Source organism: Delftia sp. CH05 (assembly GCF_009827015.1).
Lineage (GTDB): Bacteria > Pseudomonadota > Gammaproteobacteria > Burkholderiales > Burkholderiaceae_C > Comamonas > Comamonas tsuruhatensis.
Map to the genome: position 1 here is coordinate 252,414 of NZ_WUMG01000003.1, position 18,776 is coordinate 271,189.

Sequence of the window (18,776 nt, forward strand, 5' to 3'; positions counted from 1 at the left end):
CATGACCACTCTCAAACTCACCCAGGTCGGCAATTCCGTGGGCTTGATCCTGCCCAAGGAGATTCTGGCGAAGCTGAACCTGGGCAAAGGCGACACGGTGTATCTGACCGAGGTTGCCGACGGTGGCATCAAGCTTTCTCCGTATGACGAGGACTTCGGGCAGCAGATGGATGCAGCGCGCCTGATCATGAAAAAGCGGCGTGGTGTTTTGCGTGAGCTGGCGAAATGACCGGGAACATGCAGGTTTGGGTCTGGCTCAGCGAGGCCGTCATGCTGGCTGTTCACGAAGAGCAACTGACCGAGCATGGTGGCCCGGCGGGCGTGCGTGATGCCGGGTTGCTGGCATCCGCCCTGGCCAGGCCACGCCATCTGGCCGCTTATGGGGCGCCTGATGCGGCCGAGCTGGCAGCCAGCTATGGCTTTGGCATCGCGCGCAACCATCCCTTTGCGGATGGCAATAAACGCACAGCCTTTGTGGCGACCGAGCTGTTTCTCCATCTCAATGGCTGGGAATTGACGGCGGGTGACGAGTCCTGTGTGCTGACCATGGTGGCCTTGGCCGCAGGCGAACTGGACGAGGCCGGGTTCGCCCTCTGGATACGTGAGCACAGTGCGCCCTTGCCCCGCTGACCCCATTGCTCCCCCTTAAAAAAGAAAATACCGCTGCGCCATCGGCAGCTCGGTGGCGGGCTCGCAGGTCAGCAGCTGGCCGTCGGCCACGACCTGGTAGGTCTCGGGATCGACGCTGATGTCGGGCTGCCAGTCGTTGTGCACCATGTCGCGCTTGCTGACGCTGCGGCAGTTTTCCACGGCCACGGTGCGCTTGCGCAGGCCGTAGCGGTCGGCCACGCCGGCCTGCTGGGCGGCCTGCGAGACGAAGGTGAGGCTGGCCGCCGCCACGCCGCTGCCCTGGCCCGCGAACATGGGGCGGTAGTGCACGGGCTGGGGCGTGGGGATGCTGGCGTTGGGGTCGCCCATGGCGGCGCTGGCGATGCTGCCGCCCTTGAGGATGAGGCTGGGCTTGACGCCGAAGAACGCAGGCCGCCACAGCACCAGGTCGGCCAGCTTGCCGACCTCGACCGAGCCCACGACATGGGCGATGCCATGCGTGCGTGCGGGGTTGATGGTGTACTTGGCCACGTAGCGCTTGACGCGGAAGTTGTCGTGGCGCGCGTTGTCGCCCGGCAGGCTGCCGCGCTGGACCTTCATCTTGTGCGCGGTCTGCCAGGTGCGCAGCACGACCTCGCCCACGCGGCCCATGGCCTGGCTGTCGCTGGAGATCATGGAGAAGGCGCCCAGGTCGTGCAGCACGTCCTCGGCGGCGATGGTCTCGCGGCGGATGCGGCTTTCGGCGAAGGCGATGTCCTCGGCAATCGAGGCGTCCAGGTGGTGGCAGACCATGAGCATGTCCAGGTGCTCGTCCAGCGTGTTCACCGTGTAGGGCCGCGTGGGGTTGGTGGACGAGGGCAGCACGTTGGCCTCGCCGCAGACCTTGATGATGTCGGGCGCGTGGCCGCCGCCCGCGCCTTCGGTGTGGTAGGTGTGGATGGTGCGGCCCTTGAAGGCGGCCACCGTGGCCTCGACGAAGCCGCCCTCGTTGAGCGTGTCGGTGTGGATGGCGACCTGGGTGTCGGTCTCGTCGGCCACGCCCAGGCAGCAGTCGATGGCGGCGGGCGTCGATCCCCAGTCCTCGTGCAGCTTCAGGCCGATGGCGCCTGCCGCGATCTGCTCGCGCAGCGGCGCGGCCTGGCTGGCGTTGCCCTTGCCCAGCAGGCCGATGTTCATGGGGTAGCCGTCCACGGCCTGCAGCATGCGCTCCATGTGCCAGGGGCCGGGCGTGACCGTGGTGGCGAAGGTGCCCGTGGCCGGGCCCGTGCCGCCGCCGATCATGGTGGTCACGCCGCTGGTCAGCGCCTCGTCGATCTGCTGCGGGCAGATGAAGTGGATGTGCGTGTCGATGCCGCCGGCCGTGACGATCATGCCCTCGCCCGCAATGATTTCCGTGCCGGGGCCGATGACGATGGTCACGCCCGGCTGCATGTCCGGGTTGCCCGCCTTGCCTATGCCGGCGATCAGCCCGTTCTTGATGGCGATGTCGGCCTTGACGATGCCCCAGTGGTCGATGATCACGGCATTGGTGATGACGGTGTCGGCGCAGTCGGCGGCCATGCGCTGGCTTTGGCCCATGCCGTCGCGGATGACCTTGCCGCCGCCGAACTTGACCTCTTCGCCGTAGATCGTGTGGTCCTTCTCGATCTCGATGACCAGGGCCGTGTCGGCCAGCCGCAGGCGGTCGCCCACGGTGGGGCCGAACATCTCGGCATAGGCCTGACGCGTGATGCTTGCCATGAATGTTCCCTTTCAGAGAGGTCCCATCACCTTGGCGTTGAAGCCATAGATGATGCGGTCGCCGGAGATTTCCACCAGTTCCACCGTGCGTTCCTGGCCCGGCTCGAAGCGCACGGCCGTGCCGGCCGCGATGTTCAGCCGCCAGCCGCGTGCGGCGGCGCGGTCGAAGTGCAGGGCCTCGTTGACCTCGAAGAAATGAAAGTGCGAGCCCACCTGCACGGGCCGGTCGCCGGTGTTGGTGACCGTGAGGGTCTGCACGGGCCGGCCTGCGTTCAGCAGGATCTCGCCGGGCTCGGCCAGCAGTTCGCCGGGGGTGATGCGCTCGGTCATGTGCGGCTCCCGCGCTCAGCCTGCCAGGGCTGCTGCGCCATAGCCCATGGCGGCCACGCCGGCCAGGCGTGCGGCCCAGGCCGATGCCGTGCCGCCGCGCATGGCCCGGCCAAAGGCCACGCCCAGGGCATGCAGCACCAGCGTGGTGGCGACCATGCCCGCCATGTAGGCCCAGAACACGGCTGCGGGCAGCGCGTGGGGGAAGACCTCGCCATGCGCGTATCCGTGGAACAGCGCGAAGGCGCCGGCCAGCACCATGGCCAGGGCCACGGGCAGGCGGCGCTGGGCCACCAGCAGCAGGCCGAAGGCCAGCAGCGAGGCGGCCACCATGGGCTCCACGGCCGGCAGCTCCAGCGGGGTCTGCGTCAGCGCCAGACCCAGCGCCATGCAGGCGGCAAAGGCCACGGGCGGCAGCCACTGGCGCTGGAGCATCAGCCCGCACCACAGGCCCAGCGCCAGCATGGCCAGCAGATGGTCCAGGCCCGCAATGGGATGGGACAGCCCGACCATCAGGGCCTGCATGGCGCCGTCGCCGACATGCAGGTGGGCGCCGGCCCCCGTATGGGCGCTGGTAGCCGTTGCGGCGGCCAGCAGGGCCGGGGCGAGCAGGTAGTTGAAAGTGTTGCGGAATCTGAACATGGAGATCTCCTTGATCGCTATCGAGACTGGATCTGCCCACGGCACAAGCGGATGCAGCGGACTGGTTGGGGGTGCCCAGCAAGGGCCTAAGCTGGCCGCGCCGCCCCGCAGCGATGGCGCCGTCCCCCTTGGGGGAAGCGGCGTAGCCGCTCAGGGGGTCAAACTATTGGGTGATGAACGGTGACCAGCTTGGTGCCGTCCGGGAAAGTGGCTTCGACCTGGATGTCCGGGATCATTTCTGGAATGCCCTCCATCACATCGGCGCGCGTCAGCACCGTGGTGCCCAGGTGCATGAGCTCGGCCACGGTCCTGCCGTCGCGCGCCCACTCCAGCACGGCGGCGCTGATCAGCGCCACGGCCTCGGGGTAGTTGAGCTTCAGGCCGCGCGCCTTGCGCCGCTCGGCCACCAGGGCTGCGGTGAACAGCAGCAGCTTGTCTTTTTCACGCGGGGTGAGTTCCATGGATGAGTCTCCGTTGATCAGGTGGCCCAGAGGCGGGGAGGGCGGGCAGGCATGTCCAGCAGTGCGGGGCGCAGCAGGCGCCAGCCTTCATGCAGCACGGCCCGTGCCGCCTCCATGCGGCGGGCAAGCACGCGCAGCAGCAGCACCGAGGGCGCGCCGCCCTGGCCGGCCAGCAGGCTGGCGCCGGCGCGCACTTCGTCGCTCCAGGGCAGGCTGGCGGCCAGTTGCTCGCTCAATGGCTCCATGGCCGCCAGGGGTTCCGGGGCCACGGCCCAGAGGCTGGCCTGTATGGGCAAGCCTGCCCAGGCAACCGGGCTGGACAGCAGGGCATGGCCGCAGTGCAGCTCGCCCTGTTCCAGCCACAGTGGCAGGCCCGCATGGCTCAGCCGGTTGTGAAGCTGCAGCCGCGCAGGCGGTGCGTCGGCATGGTTCCAGTGCTCGCCTGCGCCATAGCGGCCCAGCACCGTGGCGTCCCAGCCGATGGCGCGCGCGCCCGGCGCAAGCTCCAGGTCCAGCGCCATGGTGGCGTCGGCACCGGCAAACAGCATGTTTTCCTGCGGCAGCCATTCCAGGATGGCGCCTTCTTCCACGCGCAGCCGCACGCGCTGCGCGGCCGGGCGGCCCTGGGACTTGTACCAGCGCGTGGCGCCCGGTGTGGTCAGCAGGGCGTGGGCGCCGGGCTCCACGGTCACATCGATCTGCAACTGATCGCCGCCGGCCACGCCGCCGGGCGGGTGCAGCAGCACGGCATGGCAGATGCCGGGGCCTTCAGGGTGCAGCGGTTTTTGCACGCGCAGCGGGCCTCTGTGGCGTGCGTGGGAAAGCACGCTGCCCTGGCCGGCACGGTGCCCGAAGCGCAGCTCCAGCATGGCCTGCCAGCCCGAGGCGGACGTGGGCACGGCGGTGATCGGTAGCGCTGCGGACATGGGCGGGGCGGACGGTACAGGGCGTGTGGGTGGTAACGGCCTTCCGTCATGCATTTAGCGTGCCAATCCGGTGCAGTGGCGGCTGCGCCCTGCTGGTGCGCTGGCGCATCGGATTGGTGCGTGCGCTGCCATGCGCGGGGCGGAATGCGGCACGCTTGCGGTGCATTCCTGCGCCGCCGTGCCGCAGGTTGGTGCGATGCCCTACGCCCGTGCCTTGGCCTGGCGCGCCAGGCTTCTGTCCCAGGCGACCACGGCCAGCGTGCACAGGCTCAGGGCCAGGCCTGCAACGCTGGCACCCGTCCATCCCCAGTGCAGCCACACCGTCGAGCCCACGGCCGAGCCCAGCGAGGCGCCGATGAAGTACCCCGTCATGTAGACCGCATTGATGCGCGATCGCGCCGAAGGCGCCAGCGCGTAGATCACGTTCTGGTTGCTGATGTGCAGGGCCTGCAGCGCAGCATCGACGATGAGCAGCCCCGCCAGGAACCACCACAGGCTGGTGCCGCCCAGCCACAGCGCCCCCCAGCCCGCCAGCATGAGCAGGCCGCCGGCCAGCGTGGTGCGCTGCTCCAGCCCCCGGTCGGCCAGCCGGCCGGCCATGTTGGCCATGAGGGCGCCGGCCACGCCGACCAGGCCGATGAGGCCGATCTGCGCATCGCCGAACCCGTAGCCCGGCCCGGCCAGCAGCAGCGCCATGGTGGAGAACAGCACGCTCACCGTGGCAAAGCCCATGCCGCCGATCAGCGCCCGGCTGCGCAGGCGCGGCTGCTCGCGCGCCAGCGTGAGCAGGGAGCGCATCACCGCGCCATAGCCGATGCGCTGGGCCGGCTGCGCCAGCGGCAGCGCGCGCCGCAGCAGCAGGGCCACGCCGGCCGTGGCCAGGGCACCGACCCAGTACACGGCATTCCAGCCGCCCAGGTCCGAGAGCACGCCGGCCACGCTGCGCGAGGCCAGGATGCCGATCAGCAGCCCGCTCATGACCAGGCCCACGGCGCGCCCGCTGGCGCCGGGCGCCGCAAAGCTGGCCGCCATGGGCACCAGCACCTGGGCCGCGACCGAGAACAGCCCGGTCATCAGCGTGCCCGCCGCCAGCAGGGTGAAGCTGTGCGCCATGCCGCTGGCCAGCATGCCCAGCGCGGCCAGCAGCATCAGGCCCAGCACCAGGCGGCGGCGTTCCAGCATGTCGCCCAGCGGCACGAGCAGCAGCAGTCCCAGCGCATAGGAGACCTGGGCCATGGTCACCGTCAGCGAGGCACGCGCCTCGCTGATGCCCAGGTCGATGGCGATGGAGTGCAGCAGCGGCTGGTTGAAGTAATTGGCGCCCGCGCACAGGCCGCAGGCCGTGGCCATGAGCAGCAGGGTGCTCTGGGGCAGCACGGGCGCGGCGGTGGCCTGCATGGGCGGCGAGGGCAGGGCGGGGGCCGGGGAGGATCTGTTCATCGGACGAATGCCTGTGGTATCTGCTGATGGGTGGCAAGCGGATGGCTCAGACCCACAGCGGCGGCCGCGCCGGCTGGGCGGTGGCGGGCAGTGCGGCCACGGCATCGACCTCGATCAGCATGCCGGGCAGGGCCAGCCGGGGCACGGGGATCAGGGTGCAGGCCGGAAAGCGCGGCAGGGTATTGCTGGGGGCGCCATCGCCGGGGGCACCGTCGCTCCAATGCAGGCGCACGGCGGCCTGCCAGTCGTTGAAGCGGGCCTCCGAGTGGTCGACGATGAGCAGGGTCAGCTTGACCACCTGGCCCATGTCCGCGCCCGCCGCCTGCAGCGCCAGCTTGAGGTTGGACAGGGCCTGCTGCGCCTGGGCCGCGAAGCTGTCGGGCAGGTCGCCCGCCTGGTTCTCGCCCCCCTGGCCCGAGACGAAGGCCCATTGCGCCGGCCCGTGCACGGTGACCACATGGGTGTAGCCGTTGGGCGTGGCGTCGTAGAGACCGGCGGGCTGCAGATGGTGCAGTTGCGGGGCCGTGGAAGCGGCGGGCTGTGCCGAGGCGGCTGGAAGTGCGTCGTGTTGCATGGTGGGCCTGGAGTCCGAAAGTGCGCCGGCTGGACCGGTGAGGCTTGCCAGTGTGAAACCTCAACCAAAGTTGAGGTCAAATGCAGGCCTGCTTGGACCTATTTTTCCTGCGCCTATTTTCCTGCTGCCATGAATCTGTCTTCTGCCGGTGTCACCGCGTCCGACCATGACGGGCCGGCCATCCTCTCCGTGGGCGAAGTGGCCCGGCGCAGTGGCATCTCCGTCTCGGCCCTGCATTTCTACGAGCGCCAGGGACTGATCGAGAGCCTGCGCACGCCCGGCAACCAGCGCCGCTATGCGCGTGCCGTGCTGCGGCGCGTGGCGGTCATCAGGGTGGCCCAGCGCATGGGCGTGCCGCTGGCCGAGATTGCCGAGGCGCTGCAGGACCTGCCCAGCGGCCGCACGCCCACGCAGGCCGACTGGGCCGCGCTGTCCGCGCGCTGGCGCCACGCGCTGGATGCGCGCATCCAGGGTCTGACCCAGCTGCGCGACCAGATCGACGGCTGCATTGGCTGCGGCTGCCTGTCCCTCAAGGTCTGTCCGCTGCGCAATGACGGCGACTGCCTGGCCGAAGACGGGCCGGGGCCGCACTTTCGCTGAACGGGCATGCGCCCTTGGCGGAACTAGTGCTTGGGCATGGGCAGCGTGGGCGTGCGCGTGCACATCCAGCACAGCCAGCCGGCCAGCGCGCCCATGACGATGCAGTAGGCGACCAGGGCCTCGGTGATGCCGATATGGTCCGAGAGCCAGCCCAGGCCCAGGATGGGCACGATGGTCCCCAGGTAGCCGACCACCAGGTACGTGGACAGCAGGCCCGTGCGCGTGGCCGGTGTCGAGACCTTGTTGACGATGGACATGCCCGCCAGGTTGCACAGGCCGTGGCCCGCCGCCGTGGCGATCACGCTGAGCGCGAACAGCAAGGCCGAGCCCGCAAAGCTGTTGACCAGCAGCAGGAGGTTGCAGGCCACCAGGCAGGCAAAGCCCAGAATGGCCGAGCCCTTGGTCGGGCGCGGGCGCGCCAGGTACTGGAAGCCCGCCGAGAGGAACAGGATCACGCCGATGGACAGGCCCGAAACGGCCGGCCCATGCCAGGGCACCATGCGCTGCATGAAGCTGGGCGCCAGCGATGCGAACAGGCTGAACATGCCGAAGGCGCAGAACGCACACATGCCGCCCAGCGCGTAGTGGCGCGCAAAGCGGCGCTCGGGCAGGGTGATGGTGGGCATGAAATCGCGCCAGTGCAGCGCGCGTGCCTGGGTGGAGGCCAGCTCCGCCGGCTCGGCGATGCGCACCTGGTACAGCGCATAGACGGCCAGCAGGCCCAGCCCCAGCGACGGAATGTAGGCCGTGACCAGCGGCCAGGGCAGCCACTGCGCGATCAGCCCGCCCACCACGGGGCCCAGCCCGAAGCCGAAGGCAATGGTCAGGCTGGTCGTGGCCGCGGCGCGCTGCAGGTCGCCCCGGTTGTTGAGCCGGGTCATGCCCACCGAGGCCGAGGTGGTGATCAGCCCCGAAGCCACGCCGATCACCACGCGGCCCAGCGCAAAGCTGGGCACGTTCCAGGCCACGGTGGAGGCCAGCACGCCCAGCGTCATCAGGATCAGCCCGGCGCGCAGCACGGCGACAAAGCCGAAGCGGTCGGTCAGCCGGCCCAGGAACAGCAGGCTGGCCAGCGCGCCGAACATGTACGCCACGAAGATCTGCGTGATGTGGCTGGGCTGCAGCCCCCAGGCCTGCTGGTACAGCGGGTACAGCGGGCTGGCCAGGGCCGTGCCCATGACACCCACGCACATGGAAAAACACACCCACGCATAGGGCGGCCAACGGGTTTGCATAGAAAAAGGGAACGCGAAGAAGACGAAAGCGAGGGAAAGAGGCGCCGCGCAGGCCTTGCGCCCCGAGGCGCCGCGGCACTGTCCGGGAGCGCATGGAATCTGGAATGACCCGCAGGCCAATGGGTGAATTCTAAGAAACCCGCGTGTCCTGGGTGTTTCGCCGCCTCCGAGCCCCTGGCATGCACCCGGGCATACCGCTGGCATCGTGCGCCAGGCGGCGGGTGTACCCTGTGGCCGTCCCTGTGTTTTCCCTTGTCCAGAGAGTCCGGCATGCCAGTTCCACCCACCGCCTTCATCACCTGCCCGCCATCGCGCAAGGCGGCTGGGGCCGCGCTTGTCGCCTGCGCGCTGCTGCTGGCCGGTTGCGGCTCGGTAGGCGGCGGCGTGGACATAGGCATTCCCGTCGGCCCGGTATCGGTGGGCGTCGGGCTGGGCAGCGGCGGGCTGAGCGCCGGTGTCGGCACGGGCGTGGGGCCGCTGGGCGTTGGCGTGGGCGTCAACCAGAGCGGCCAGGTCCTGGGCAGCGCCGGCGTGGGCGCCTCCACGGGCGTGGGCGGCGCGCGGGTGGGTGTGGGCGTGGGCTCGTCCACCGTGCTGCACGACCCGCAGCGCTCCGCCACCCAAACACCGCAGGAGCCCGCACCTGCAGCCCCCTCCCAGACACCCGCCAGCCAGTTGCAATGGCGCGACGCCAGCGGTCAGGTCGTACCGGCCTGCCGCGTCGACGGGCGTTGCTGACGCTTAAGCGTATGCGTCGCCCTGGAAGGTGCGCCTGGCCCAGCCTAGCGCAGCCGCTCAGGGGGACTTCGGTTCACCCCGCCCAGACGATACGGTCCCGGCCCGCGTTCTTGGCGAGGTACAGGCGCCGGTCGGCATCGGCCAGCAATTGGTCGGCGCTGTTGTCGGGCGAAGGCGCCATGCTGGCCACACCCAGGCTGACGGTCAGCGCATGGCCCAGGGGCGAGGCGGCGTGGGGCAGGTCCAGCGCCCTGAGCGCATCGACGATGCCCTGCGCAACCAGCACCGCGCCGTCCAGCGCCGTATGGGGCAGCAGGCAGACGAATTCCTCGCCGCCATAGCGCGCCAGCAGGTCGCCAGGCCGGTGCAGCGCGCCCTGTATGGCCTGGGACAGCTGGCTCAGGCATTCATCGCCGACCAGATGGCCGTAGTGGTCGTTGTAGGCCTTGAAGTGGTCCACATCGATCATCACCAGCGACAGCGGCTCGCCCAGCCGCTGCAGGCGCATGAACTCGCGCTCCAGCTGGGCGCCGAAAAAGCGCCGGTTGGCCGTGCCCGTCAGCCCGTCGCTGTGCGAGAGCAGCTGCAGCATCTTGCGCTGCTGTGCAATCTCCAGATGCGTGCGCACGCGCGCCTTGAGCACGGGCGGGCGAAAGGGCTTGGTCACGAAATCCACCGCGCCCAGGTTCAGTCCCAGTTCCTCGCAATGGGGCTCGGTCAGCGCCGTGAGAAAGATGACGGGGATGTGGGCGGTTTCCAGGTCCGCCTTCAGGCGCCGGCAGACCTCGAAGCCGTCCATCTCGGGCATGCGGATGTCCAGCAGGATGAGGTCGGGCAGGTACTGGCGGGCCAGGGTCAGCGCGTCCTCGCCCGTGTGGGCCATGAGCACGCTGCACAGATCCTTGATCACCTGGCAGATGATGGCGGCGTTGTCCGGGACGTCGTCCACCACAAGCACCTTCTGCCCGGCAGGCAAGGGCTGTAGCGGGTTGGGCAGCGTAGGGGGGAAGGCGGAGTAGGGCATGGCCGGTGGGATTTCGGGCCGAGAATACCCCGGAACCCGCAGCCCTGGATAGGGCGCAGGGGGTGTGGACAATTTGTAAAGATCTCTGTCTTCGGCAGGCAGGCGGCCCGGTGGCCTCAGGCGTATAGAGGCTCTTCCTGCATCGCCTCGATCTGCTCGTTGAGCATGTCCACCTGCCCGCGCCAGTAGTCGGGTGTGCCGAACCACGGGAAGTTGATGGCAAAGATCGGGTCGTCCTGGCGCCGCGCCAGCCAGGCGCTGTAGTGGATGAGGCGCAGCGTGCGCAGCGGCTCGATCAGGGCCAGCTCGCGTCGGTCGAAGGGGCGGAACTGCTCATAGCCATCCAGCAGGGCCCCCAGCTGGCGCGTGCGCTGGCTGCGGTCGCCCGACAGCAGCATCCACAGGTCCTGCACGGCCGGGCCCGTGCGCGCATCGTCCAGGTCCACGAAATGCGGGCCGCCATGGCCTTCGTCGTCCAGCGGCGTCCACAGCACGTTGCCGGGATGGCAGTCGCCGTGCAGGCGCAGCGTGCGCGCGCTGTGCAGGCCGAAGTGGCCGGCTGCGCTCAGGCCGTCGGCAGCGGGTGCCATCAGCTCAAGGGCGCGCTGGCAGGCGGCTTTCCAGGTGGATTCCACCTCCAGCGGAATCATTTTCCGGTCCAGCAGCCATTGCATGGAGTCGTGGCCGAAGGTGGCCAGGTCCAGCGCGGGCCGGTGCACAAACGGGCGGGCTTCGCCCACGGTGTGGATGCGGGCCAGGAAGCGCCCGGTCCACTCCAGCACCTCGAAATCGTCCAGCTCGGGCGGGCGGCCACCGCGCCAGGGGCTGACCGAGAAATCAAAGCCCGCGTAGCTGTGCAGCGTGGCACCTGCCAGCACCAGCGGGGGCACGGCAGGCACTTCGGCGGCCGTCAGCTCGGCGCTGAAGGCGTGCTCCTCCAGGATCTGAACGCGGCTCCAGCGGCCCGGGCGGTAGAACTTCAGCACCACGCGTTCGCCGTCCTCCAGCACGGCCTGGTAGACACGGTTTTCGTAGGAGGCCAGGGCCGTGAGCCGGCCATCGCCCCACAGGCCGACCGAGGCCAGTGCGTCGAGCACGGCGTCGGGCGTGAGCCGGGCATAGGCGTGCGAACCGGCATCGGGGACGGCACTCAGATCAGGATCGTATGGTGTGGCAGACATGGGGCGATTGTCGCCGGGCTGGCTTAAGCTTTGCGTCCGCCCGACAACGCCGATCCGCCCGCCGTGCCGCTGCTGCCCCACTTCCTGCAATCCCATGCCATCGCCAGTGCGGCCGGGCCATCCGACGACTGGAGCGCCTGGCACCTCGGCCGTGGCCGCTATGCGGTCTGGGTGGTGACGATGCAGGCGCTGACCCCGCCTGTGCGCGACGCCGTGCAAGCCGCCTGTGCGCAGGCACGCCGCTGGCTGGGCGCGGCGCTGGTCCCGCACTGCCAGCGGCAACTGCACGTGACCCTGGCCACCGCGGGCTTTCTGGATGGCGGTGCGCAACTGCCGCAGGCCTACGGCGCGGCGCAACTGTCGCGCGACCTGCTCGCGCTGCAGCACCTGCCGGCCGCGCCGCTGCAGCTGGAGTTCGGTGGCTGGGGAAGTTTCGAGATGGCGCCCTACCTTCAGGTGCGCGACGGCAGGCCGGACGGCTGCACGCTGCACGGACTGCATGGCGTGCTCGCGCAGACAGGGCCAGGGCTGGCGCTGACCGAGGCGATGCGCCCCTACGTGCCCCATGTGACGCTGGGCGCCTGGAGCGCTGCCTGGCCCCGTGACCAGGTGCTGCAATGGATGAGCGGCCTGCCAATGCAGGAGCACTGGCAGGCCGCCGTGGGCGAGATCGCGCTGGTCAGCTATGCAGCCGATGTGCTGCACGGGCCGTTGACCTGTCACGCCCGCTACGACCTCCTGCGCCGCAGGCTGCACTGGCTGCAGAGGCCGGACTGGGCCTGATCAGGCCAGGGTGATCTGCACGTCGATGTTGCCGCGCGTGGCGTTGGAGTAGGGGCAGACCTGGTGGGCCGCGTCCACCAGGGCCTGGGCGGCGGCCCTGTCCATGCCGGGCAGGCTGACCTTCAGGCGCGCGGCGATGCCGTAGGCGTTGGGGATGGTGCCCAGGTCCACTTCGGCGTCGATGGCCAGGTCCTGGGGCAGGCTGATCTTCTGCTTGCCGGCCACGGCCTTGATGGCGCCGATGAAGCAGGCCGAGTAGCCGGCGGCGAACAGTTGCTCGGGGTTGGTGCCCGTGCCGCTGGTGCCCGGCGAGGACAGGGTCACATCCAGGCGTCCGTCATCGGTGCGCGAGGCGCCGTCGCGGCCGCCGGTGGTGTGGGCACGTGCGGTGTACAGGACTTTTTCGAGCTGGGCCATGGTGTCTTCCTTTTGCAAAGTTGTCCGGCGGTGCGGACGGGTGGAGGAAATCGTCTGTGGGTGGTCGTCAATCGCTGCGGCGCGGCACCAGCCGCTGGCGCAGTGCGCCCAGTTGCTGCGTCAGCGCCTGCAACTCGGGCAGCGTGCACTGCGTGCTCTGCAGCACGCAGGCGGGAATCTTTTCAGCCGCATCGCGCAGCGCCCGGCCTTGCGGCGTGAGCGTGATGCGCACGCGCCTCTCGTCATGCGCATCGCGCACCCGCTCCAGCAGGCCCGCGCCTTCCAGGCGCTTGAGCAACGGGGTCAGCGTGCCCGAATCCAGATACAGCTGTTCGCCGATCTCGGACACGGTCAGGCCGTCGCGCTCCCACAGCACCAGCATCACCAGGTACTGCGGATAGGTCAGGCCGATGCCATCGAGCAGGGGCTTGTACAGCTTGGTCATGGCCAGCGATGCCGAGTACAGCGCAAAGCAGACCTGGTTGTCCAGGCGCAGAAGCTCGGAGCTGTCGAGAGGAAGGGGGTGGCTGCTGGGCATGGGTTGAATTATTGCTGTCAATTAAATTGTGCACAACTTAATTTGAAAAACCCCTTCGGATCGGAAGGTGAAGATCCGCAGGGGTCGAGGGACCGAGGGGGCCTATCGGCCCGTGAAGCGAGCGGGGCGTTTTTCGATGAAGGAGCGCACGCCCTCGGCCGCATCCTCGCTGCTGGCCAGGCGCTGCTGCACGGGAATGAAATCGGCCACGGCGGCGGCCTGGCCCAGCTCGATGGCCTTGAGCACATTGAGCCGCGTGGCCACCACGGCCTGCGGGGCCTGGGCGGCAATGCGCTCGGCAATGCGCAGCGCCTCGGCCAGCTCCTCACCGGCCGGCACCACCTTCTGCACGAAGTTCAGGCGATAGGCCTCGGCGCTGTCGAATTCGTCGGCCGTCAGCAGGTGCAGCATGGCATTGCCCACGCCCGCACGTTCGGCCATGCGCAGCGTGGCGCCGCCCGTGGGCATGATGCAGCGCTGCACCTCCAGCTGGGAAAAGCGGCAGTCATCGGCCGCGACCACGATGTCGGCGCCCAGCATCAGCTCGATGCCCACCGTGAAGCAAATGCCCTTGACCGCCACCACCATGGGCTTGGCGCGGCGCCGGTAGCCGACCAGGCCGTAGTCGTGCGGCTCCACCAGGCCTTGCGGGATGGCCTTCCTGCCCGAGCGCAGGTACTCCGCCATCACCGGCAGGTCCAGCCCCGCCGTGAAATGGCTGCCGAACGCATGCAGCACGCCCACGCGCAATTGCGGGTCGTCGTCCAGCCGGGTATAGGCCTCGGCCAGCTGCTGGAACATGGGGGGCGTCCAGCCGTTGCGCTTGGCGGGACGGTTGATGCCGATCAGCAGCACATGGCCGCGCACTTCGCAGCTGATGCAGCCTTCGGGCGGCGGGGTGGGGGTGTTGATGTCCATGCGTGTCTCCTGCGCATGGACCTTAGAGCAGGCCAGGGATGGGTGCAGTCGCGCAGAGGACGGTTGAAAACGAAATGAATATCTAAGCAATGCTTTCGTTTTCTGAGGTTTGGGAAAGCTGATCGATGAAAATCGATAAGTTCGTTTCGATTCATTGCCAGCGCCATTGCCGATCGATAAGATCGAAACCATGCTTTCGATTTCATTGAAGCCATGAAGATCTCCATCGACTCTGTGGATGCACTCGGTGACGCGGTATGGGCCGTTCGCAAGGCGCGGCGCTTGCGCCAGGACGATGCAGCAGGCGCCGCAGGCGTGAGCCATGTCTTTGTGCGGGACGTGGAGCGCGGCAAGCCCACGGTCCAGTTTGGGCGCGTGCTGCAACTGCTGTCCGAACTGGGAATCGAGGTGCTCATCGACCTTCCCGAGGGAACCGAGCAGGCCTATCTGCAGCGCCGCCAGGCCAGGCTGCCACCTGAGTCCCATGGTTCCCACGAGTACCGAACGCGCCAGGGCGCACCGGACGGAGAGCCAGCCGCTGAAGTCAGGGAGGAGCCCGGTGCCCGCGACTCGGACGATGCGTTCTTCCGCACCGCCTTCGAAAAGAACAGGCCGTGACCGCACGCATCCTGGACGTATTCATCAACGGCCGGCTTGCCGGAAAGCTGGTCGAAAACAGGGATGTCTGGGGCTTTGCCTATGAGGAGGAGTGGATGGGCGACCCTCGCGCTTTCCCATTGGCGCCCGGCATTTCCTTGGCAAAGCGCAGGCACATCGACGGATCTACGCACCGCAGCGTCCAATGGTTCTTCGACAACCTGCTGCCCGAGGAAGCACTGCGCAGTGCGATCAGCAAAGAGCTGGAGGTGAATGAGCACGATGCCTTCGGCCTTTTGCAGGCCCTTGGCGCGGAATCGGCCGGATCCCTGGTCCTGCTGCCGCCTGGGGCGGGTGCAGCCGAGCGCGGCGCAAGGAGGCTGGAGTTCGGCGAACTGTCACTAAGACTCAGGAACTTGCCGCGCACATCCTTGCATGCCGGATCACCCAAGCGCATGTCCCTGGCTGGAGCGCAGCACAAAATGGTGGTGCTGTACGACGAGAAAACCGCTCGCCTGCAGGAACCCTTCCAAGGGACGGCTTCCAGCCATATCCTCAAGCCGGACTCCACGGCCGAAGGCTATCCGCACTCGACCGTCAACGAGGCCTTCACCATGAAGCTTGCCGGGCGCCTGGGGCTTGATGTGCCGCCGGTACACCTGCTGTACACGCCCGAGCCGGCCTATGTCATCAACCGCTTTGACCGCGTGTTTGATGAAGCGTCCCAAGAGTGGCTGCGACTGCATGTGGTGGATGCCTGCCAACTGCTCGACCTGGCCCGGACTTTCAAATATCAAGGAGCCAGCATCCAGACACTGGCGTCGTTGATGGACCGCTGCCGCGAAAAGGCGCAAGCCCGGATGGGCATCTATCAGTGGCTGCTGTTCAACACCCTGGTGGGCAACAGCGACAGTCATCTGAAGAATCTGTCGTTCCTGGTGGACCGGGGCGGCGTCAGGCTGGCGCCGTTCTACGATCTCCTGAGCACCGCCGTCTATCACACGCGGGCTTACGCCGATGAACATGCGGTATGGCCACAGGAGCGGCTGACGGTTCCGCTTGCGGGTGCGGCCTTCTTTGCCGACGTGACCTACGGAAAGCTGCTGGCCGCAGGTACGGCCTTGGGCCTGACCCAGAGCACAAGCGGACGTGTGCTCGACAGGATGCTTGGCATGCTGGCTCCGCAGGCCGATACGTTGATCGCAGAATTCGAGGCTGGCCAGCTCCACCAGCCTGCCGACTCTGCAATGGACCATTCCACAAGAAGTGCCCACCTGAGAATGCTCAGGTCGATACGTCACATCGTCATCGAGGACATGCTGGCGCTGGTGCGCAAAACCAAGTAGCGCGCGGCCACCAAAACAAAAGGCGAAGGCCAGCCTGAGCTGCCTTCGCCTTCGCTTGGCCTTGGGGGCGGTGTATCAGTAGCTGTACACGCCGCGGCCCGTCTTGCGGCCCAGGCGGCCGGCGGCCACCATTTCCTTGAGCAGGGGGCAGGGACGGTACTTGCTGTCGCCGAATTCCTTGAGGTAGACCTCCATCACGGCCAGGCACACGTCCAGGCCGATCATGTCGGCCAGCGCCAGCGGGCCGATGGGCTGGTTGCAGCCCAGCTTCATGCCGGCGTCGATGTCCTCGGCCGATGCCAGGCCTTCGGCCAGCACGAAGAAGGCCTCGTTGATCATGGGCACCAGGATGCGGTTGACCACGAAGCCGGGGGCGTTCTTCACGGTGATGGGGCTCTTGCCCAGGCGCTCGGACAGTTCCTTGACCGTGGCGTGCGTCTCGTCGCTGGTCTGCAGGCCGACGATGATCTCCACCAGCGCCATCATGGGCACGGGGTTGAAGAAGTGCATGCCGATGAACTTGTCGGCACGGCCTGTCACGGCGGCCAGCTGGGTGATGGAGATGGACGAGGTGTTGGTGGCGACGATGACGTCGGCATCCAGCAGGGCGTCCAGCTGCTTGAGGATCTTGACCTTGAGCTCGTAGTTCTCGGTGGCGGCCTCGATGACCAGTTGCGCGCCCTTGAGCGCCGCGTAGTCGGTCGATGTCTTGATGCGGGCCAGGGCGGCGGCCTTGTCGGCCTCGGTCAGCTTTTCCTTCTTGATCAGGCGGTCCAGGCTGCCCGAGACGGTGGCCACGCCCTTCTGGACGGCGGCATCGGAGATGTCCACCATGACCACGTCGATGCCCGATACCGCGCAGGCCTGCGCGATGCCGTTGCCCATGGTGCCTGCGCCGATGATGCCTACGGTTTGAATTGCCATGACTGTCAGTCTCCTCAAACGAACAAAGTGAATGCGAACGTGAATGCGATCCAGCGATCGTAGCGGGATTCGGAGCATCCACCGGGTTTGCCCCGGCTTGCGGCGCCGCGCAGGCGACTGCAACAGTGGATGGCTACACCGCAGGGGAGGGGGAGGCATGCTGGACTACATCGTGATCGGAGGCGGCTCGGCGGGCTCGGTGCTGGCCGGGCGGCTCAGCGAGGATGCGCAGACGCAGGTGGCGCTGCTGGAGGCCGGGCCCCCCGACTCCAGCGTGCTCATCCACTGCCCGGCAGGCATGGCCGCCATGGCCAAGGGCGGGCGCCACAGCTGGGGCCTTTCCACCGTGCCGCAGCCGGGCCTGGGCGGGCGGCGTGGCCACCAGCCGCGCGGCAAGGTGCTGGGCGGCTCCAGCGCGGTCAACGCCATGGTCTATGTGCGCGGGCAGCCGGCCGACTACGACCACTGGGCCGCCCAGGGCAATCCGGGCTGGAGCTGGAGCGAAGTCCTGCCCTACTTCCTGCGCGCCGAGCACAACGAGCGCGGCGCTGACGCCTGGCACGGCACGGGCGGGCCCCTGAACGTGGCCGAGCTGCGCGATCCCAACCCGCTGTCCCGGGCCTTCGTGCAGGCGGGCGTGCAGGCCGGCCATGCGCACAACGCGGATTTCAACGGCCAGGCGCAGGAGGGCGTGGGCCTGTACCAGGTCACCCAGCGCAATGGCGAGCGCCACCACGTCGCCAAGGCCTATCTGGCGCCGCACCGTGCCAGGCCCAATCTGCGCGTGGAAACGGGTGCCCAGGTGCTGCGCATTCTGTTCGAGGGCCGGCGCGCCGTGGGCGTGGAGTACCTGCAGGGCGGTACGGTGCAGCAACTGCACTGCCGGCGCGAGGTGCTGCTTTGCGGCGGCGCACTGCTGTCGCCGCAGCTGCTGATGCTGTCTGGCGTGGGGCCGGGCGATCACCTGCGTTCGCTGGGCATCGATGTGGTCCACCACCTGCCCGGCGTGGGCGCCCATCTGCATGACCACCCGGATGTGGTGCTGGTGGTCGATGGCGCGCAGCTGACCGACAGCTTCGGCCTGTCACTGGGCGGTGCGCGCAGATTGCTGGCCGCCGTGGGCCAATGGCGCAGCCAGCGGCGCGGCATGCTGACCACCAACTTTGCCGAGGCGGGCGGCTTCATCCGCAGCAGCCCTGGCGAGGCTGCGCCCGACCTGCAGCTGCACTTCGTGGTGGCCAAGCTGGTGGACCATGGGCGCAAGACGGTCTGGGGCCACGGCTATTCCCTGCATGTCTGCGTGCTGCAGCCGGCCAGCCGGGGCAGCCTGCGTCTGGCCAGTGCCGACCCGCTGGCCCTGCCGCTGGTGGATCCGGCCTTTTTCTCCGACGCGCAGGACCTGCGGCGCATGGTGAACGGCGTGCGCTGCGCCCGCGAGATCCTGGCCCAGCCGGCGCTGGCGGCCCTGGGCGGGCGCGAGATGCCGGCCTCGGCCGGCGCGCAGGACGATGCGGGCATCGAGGCCTTCATCCGCAGCCATGCCGACACCATCTACCACCCCGTGGGCAGCTGCCGCATGGGGCCGGGGCCCATGGACGTGGTCGATGCGCAGCTGCGTGTCTACGGCCTCAAGGGCCTGCGCGTGGTCGATGCCTCGGTCATGCCGCGCATCGTCAGCGGCAACACCAATGCGCCCACGGTGATGATCGCGGAGAAGGCGGTGGACATGATCCGCGCCGCAGCGCGCTGAAGAACG

Annotated in this window: 22 protein-coding genes; 8 read left to right on the forward strand and 14 right to left on the reverse strand. The window is 68.4% G+C overall.

Going from position 1 to position 18,776, the window contains the following annotated elements; all coding sequences use genetic code 11:
- Position 1 precedes the first annotated feature (1 nt).
- Positions 2 to 229, forward strand: coding sequence for an AbrB/MazE/SpoVT family DNA-binding domain-containing protein (locus GRX31_RS04665; RefSeq protein WP_016446570.1), 228 nt, complete (start codon positions 2 to 4; stop codon positions 227 to 229).
- Complete coding sequence (locus GRX31_RS04670) at positions 226 to 630, forward strand: type II toxin-antitoxin system death-on-curing family toxin (protein ID WP_034366858.1); 405 nt, start codon at positions 226 to 228, stop codon at positions 628 to 630. Before GRX31_RS04665 ends, GRX31_RS04670 begins: the two co-directional genes overlap by 4 nt.
- 15 nt (positions 631 to 645) lie before the next feature.
- Here GRX31_RS04670 and ureC read toward each other — a convergent pair whose 3' ends face one another.
- The 7 genes from ureC to GRX31_RS04705 all read right to left on the reverse strand — a co-directional run bounded on the left by ureC (position 646) and on the right by GRX31_RS04705 (position 6,719).
- Positions 646 to 2,349, reverse strand: a complete 1,704-nt coding sequence (ureC, locus tag GRX31_RS04675; RefSeq protein WP_012203113.1) for an urease subunit alpha — start codon at positions 2,347 to 2,349, stop codon at positions 646 to 648.
- A 12-nt stretch (positions 2,350 to 2,361) separates the two neighbouring features.
- The gene (locus tag GRX31_RS04680) at positions 2,362 to 2,667 is read right to left on the reverse strand and encodes an urease subunit beta (RefSeq protein ID WP_026062842.1); all 306 of its coding nucleotides are present in this window, start codon (positions 2,665 to 2,667) and stop codon (positions 2,362 to 2,364) included.
- Positions 2,668 to 2,694: 27 nt separating this feature from the next.
- Complete coding sequence (locus GRX31_RS04685) at positions 2,695 to 3,318, reverse strand: HupE/UreJ family protein (protein ID WP_160851692.1); 624 nt, start codon at positions 3,316 to 3,318, stop codon at positions 2,695 to 2,697.
- Positions 3,319 to 3,476: 158 nt separating this feature from the next.
- On the reverse strand, positions 3,477 to 3,779 hold the full coding sequence (locus tag GRX31_RS04690) for an urease subunit gamma (protein WP_012203116.1): 303 nt from the start codon (positions 3,777 to 3,779) through the stop codon (positions 3,477 to 3,479).
- A 17-nt stretch (positions 3,780 to 3,796) separates the two neighbouring features.
- Entirely contained in the window at positions 3,797 to 4,705 is a 909-nt protein-coding gene (locus tag GRX31_RS04695; RefSeq protein ID WP_160851694.1) for an urease accessory protein UreD, read from the reverse strand.
- Between the two features lie 201 nt (positions 4,706 to 4,906).
- A complete protein-coding gene (locus GRX31_RS04700) occupies positions 4,907 to 6,145 on the reverse strand; it encodes an MFS transporter (protein WP_160851696.1) in 1,239 nt (412 codons plus the stop codon).
- Between the two features lie 46 nt (positions 6,146 to 6,191).
- Positions 6,192 to 6,719 carry a RidA family protein gene (locus GRX31_RS04705; RefSeq protein ID WP_034366849.1) on the reverse strand — a complete coding sequence of 176 codons (528 nt, stop codon included), beginning with the start codon at positions 6,717 to 6,719 and terminating at the stop codon, positions 6,192 to 6,194.
- A gap of 129 nt (positions 6,720 to 6,848) precedes the next feature.
- Between GRX31_RS04705 and soxR the strand changes: the two genes are divergently transcribed.
- Entirely contained in the window at positions 6,849 to 7,319 is a 471-nt protein-coding gene (gene soxR / locus GRX31_RS04710; RefSeq protein WP_160851697.1) for a redox-sensitive transcriptional activator SoxR, read from the forward strand.
- A 23-nt stretch (positions 7,320 to 7,342) separates the two neighbouring features.
- On the opposite strand, the gene GRX31_RS04715 is transcribed toward soxR, so the two are convergent.
- Entirely contained in the window at positions 7,343 to 8,554 is a 1,212-nt protein-coding gene (locus GRX31_RS04715; protein WP_431604981.1) for an MFS transporter, read from the reverse strand.
- Positions 8,555 to 8,824: 270 nt separating this feature from the next.
- On the opposite strand from GRX31_RS04715, the gene GRX31_RS04720 reads away from it, so the two are divergent.
- Positions 8,825 to 9,292 (forward strand): hypothetical protein, encoded by a 468-nt coding sequence (locus tag GRX31_RS04720; protein ID WP_160851699.1) that lies wholly within the window; start codon positions 8,825 to 8,827, stop codon positions 9,290 to 9,292.
- 73 nt (positions 9,293 to 9,365) lie between these two features.
- Here the strand turns inward: GRX31_RS04720 and GRX31_RS04725 are convergent, their stop codons facing one another.
- Positions 9,366 to 10,316 (reverse strand): diguanylate cyclase, encoded by a 951-nt coding sequence (locus GRX31_RS04725; protein WP_016446559.1) that lies wholly within the window; start codon positions 10,314 to 10,316, stop codon positions 9,366 to 9,368.
- A gap of 116 nt (positions 10,317 to 10,432) precedes the next feature.
- Complete coding sequence (locus tag GRX31_RS04730; RefSeq protein WP_126311265.1) at positions 10,433 to 11,497, reverse strand: serine/threonine protein kinase; 1,065 nt, start codon at positions 11,495 to 11,497, stop codon at positions 10,433 to 10,435.
- 30 nt (positions 11,498 to 11,527) lie between these two features.
- Here GRX31_RS04730 and GRX31_RS04735 point away from each other — a divergent pair, with 30 nt between their 5' ends.
- Positions 11,528 to 12,280 carry a 2'-5' RNA ligase family protein gene (locus tag GRX31_RS04735; RefSeq protein WP_160851701.1) on the forward strand — a complete coding sequence of 251 codons (753 nt, stop codon included), beginning with the start codon at positions 11,528 to 11,530 and terminating at the stop codon, positions 12,278 to 12,280.
- On the opposite strand, the gene GRX31_RS04740 is transcribed toward GRX31_RS04735, so the two are convergent.
- The 3 genes from GRX31_RS04740 to GRX31_RS04750 all read right to left on the reverse strand — a co-directional run bounded on the left by GRX31_RS04740 (position 12,281) and on the right by GRX31_RS04750 (position 14,153).
- Complete coding sequence (locus tag GRX31_RS04740) at positions 12,281 to 12,697, reverse strand: organic hydroperoxide resistance protein (protein ID WP_016451896.1); 417 nt, start codon at positions 12,695 to 12,697, stop codon at positions 12,281 to 12,283. It abuts the gene before it with no gap.
- A gap of 67 nt (positions 12,698 to 12,764) precedes the next feature.
- The gene (locus tag GRX31_RS04745; protein ID WP_016446555.1) at positions 12,765 to 13,235 is read right to left on the reverse strand and encodes a MarR family winged helix-turn-helix transcriptional regulator; all 471 of its coding nucleotides are present in this window, start codon (positions 13,233 to 13,235) and stop codon (positions 12,765 to 12,767) included.
- A gap of 102 nt (positions 13,236 to 13,337) precedes the next feature.
- Complete coding sequence (locus GRX31_RS04750; RefSeq protein ID WP_047218472.1) at positions 13,338 to 14,153, reverse strand: crotonase/enoyl-CoA hydratase family protein; 816 nt, start codon at positions 14,151 to 14,153, stop codon at positions 13,338 to 13,340.
- Between the two features lie 213 nt (positions 14,154 to 14,366).
- Between GRX31_RS04750 and GRX31_RS04755 the strand changes: the two genes are divergently transcribed.
- Complete coding sequence (locus tag GRX31_RS04755; RefSeq protein ID WP_160851703.1) at positions 14,367 to 14,771, forward strand: helix-turn-helix domain-containing protein; 405 nt, start codon at positions 14,367 to 14,369, stop codon at positions 14,769 to 14,771.
- Positions 14,768 to 16,096, forward strand: coding sequence for a HipA domain-containing protein (locus GRX31_RS04760; RefSeq protein WP_016446552.1), 1,329 nt, complete (start codon positions 14,768 to 14,770; stop codon positions 16,094 to 16,096). Before GRX31_RS04755 ends, GRX31_RS04760 begins: the two co-directional genes overlap by 4 nt.
- Positions 16,097 to 16,171: 75 nt before the next feature.
- Here GRX31_RS04760 and GRX31_RS04765 read toward each other — a convergent pair whose 3' ends face one another.
- The gene (locus GRX31_RS04765) at positions 16,172 to 17,020 is read right to left on the reverse strand and encodes a 3-hydroxybutyryl-CoA dehydrogenase (protein WP_016446551.1); all 849 of its coding nucleotides are present in this window, start codon (positions 17,018 to 17,020) and stop codon (positions 16,172 to 16,174) included.
- 157 nt (positions 17,021 to 17,177) lie between these two features.
- Here GRX31_RS04765 and GRX31_RS04770 point away from each other — a divergent pair, with 157 nt between their 5' ends.
- A complete protein-coding gene (locus tag GRX31_RS04770; protein ID WP_160851705.1) occupies positions 17,178 to 18,770 on the forward strand; it encodes a GMC family oxidoreductase in 1,593 nt (530 codons plus the stop codon).
- Positions 18,771 to 18,776: the final 6 nt, after the last annotated feature.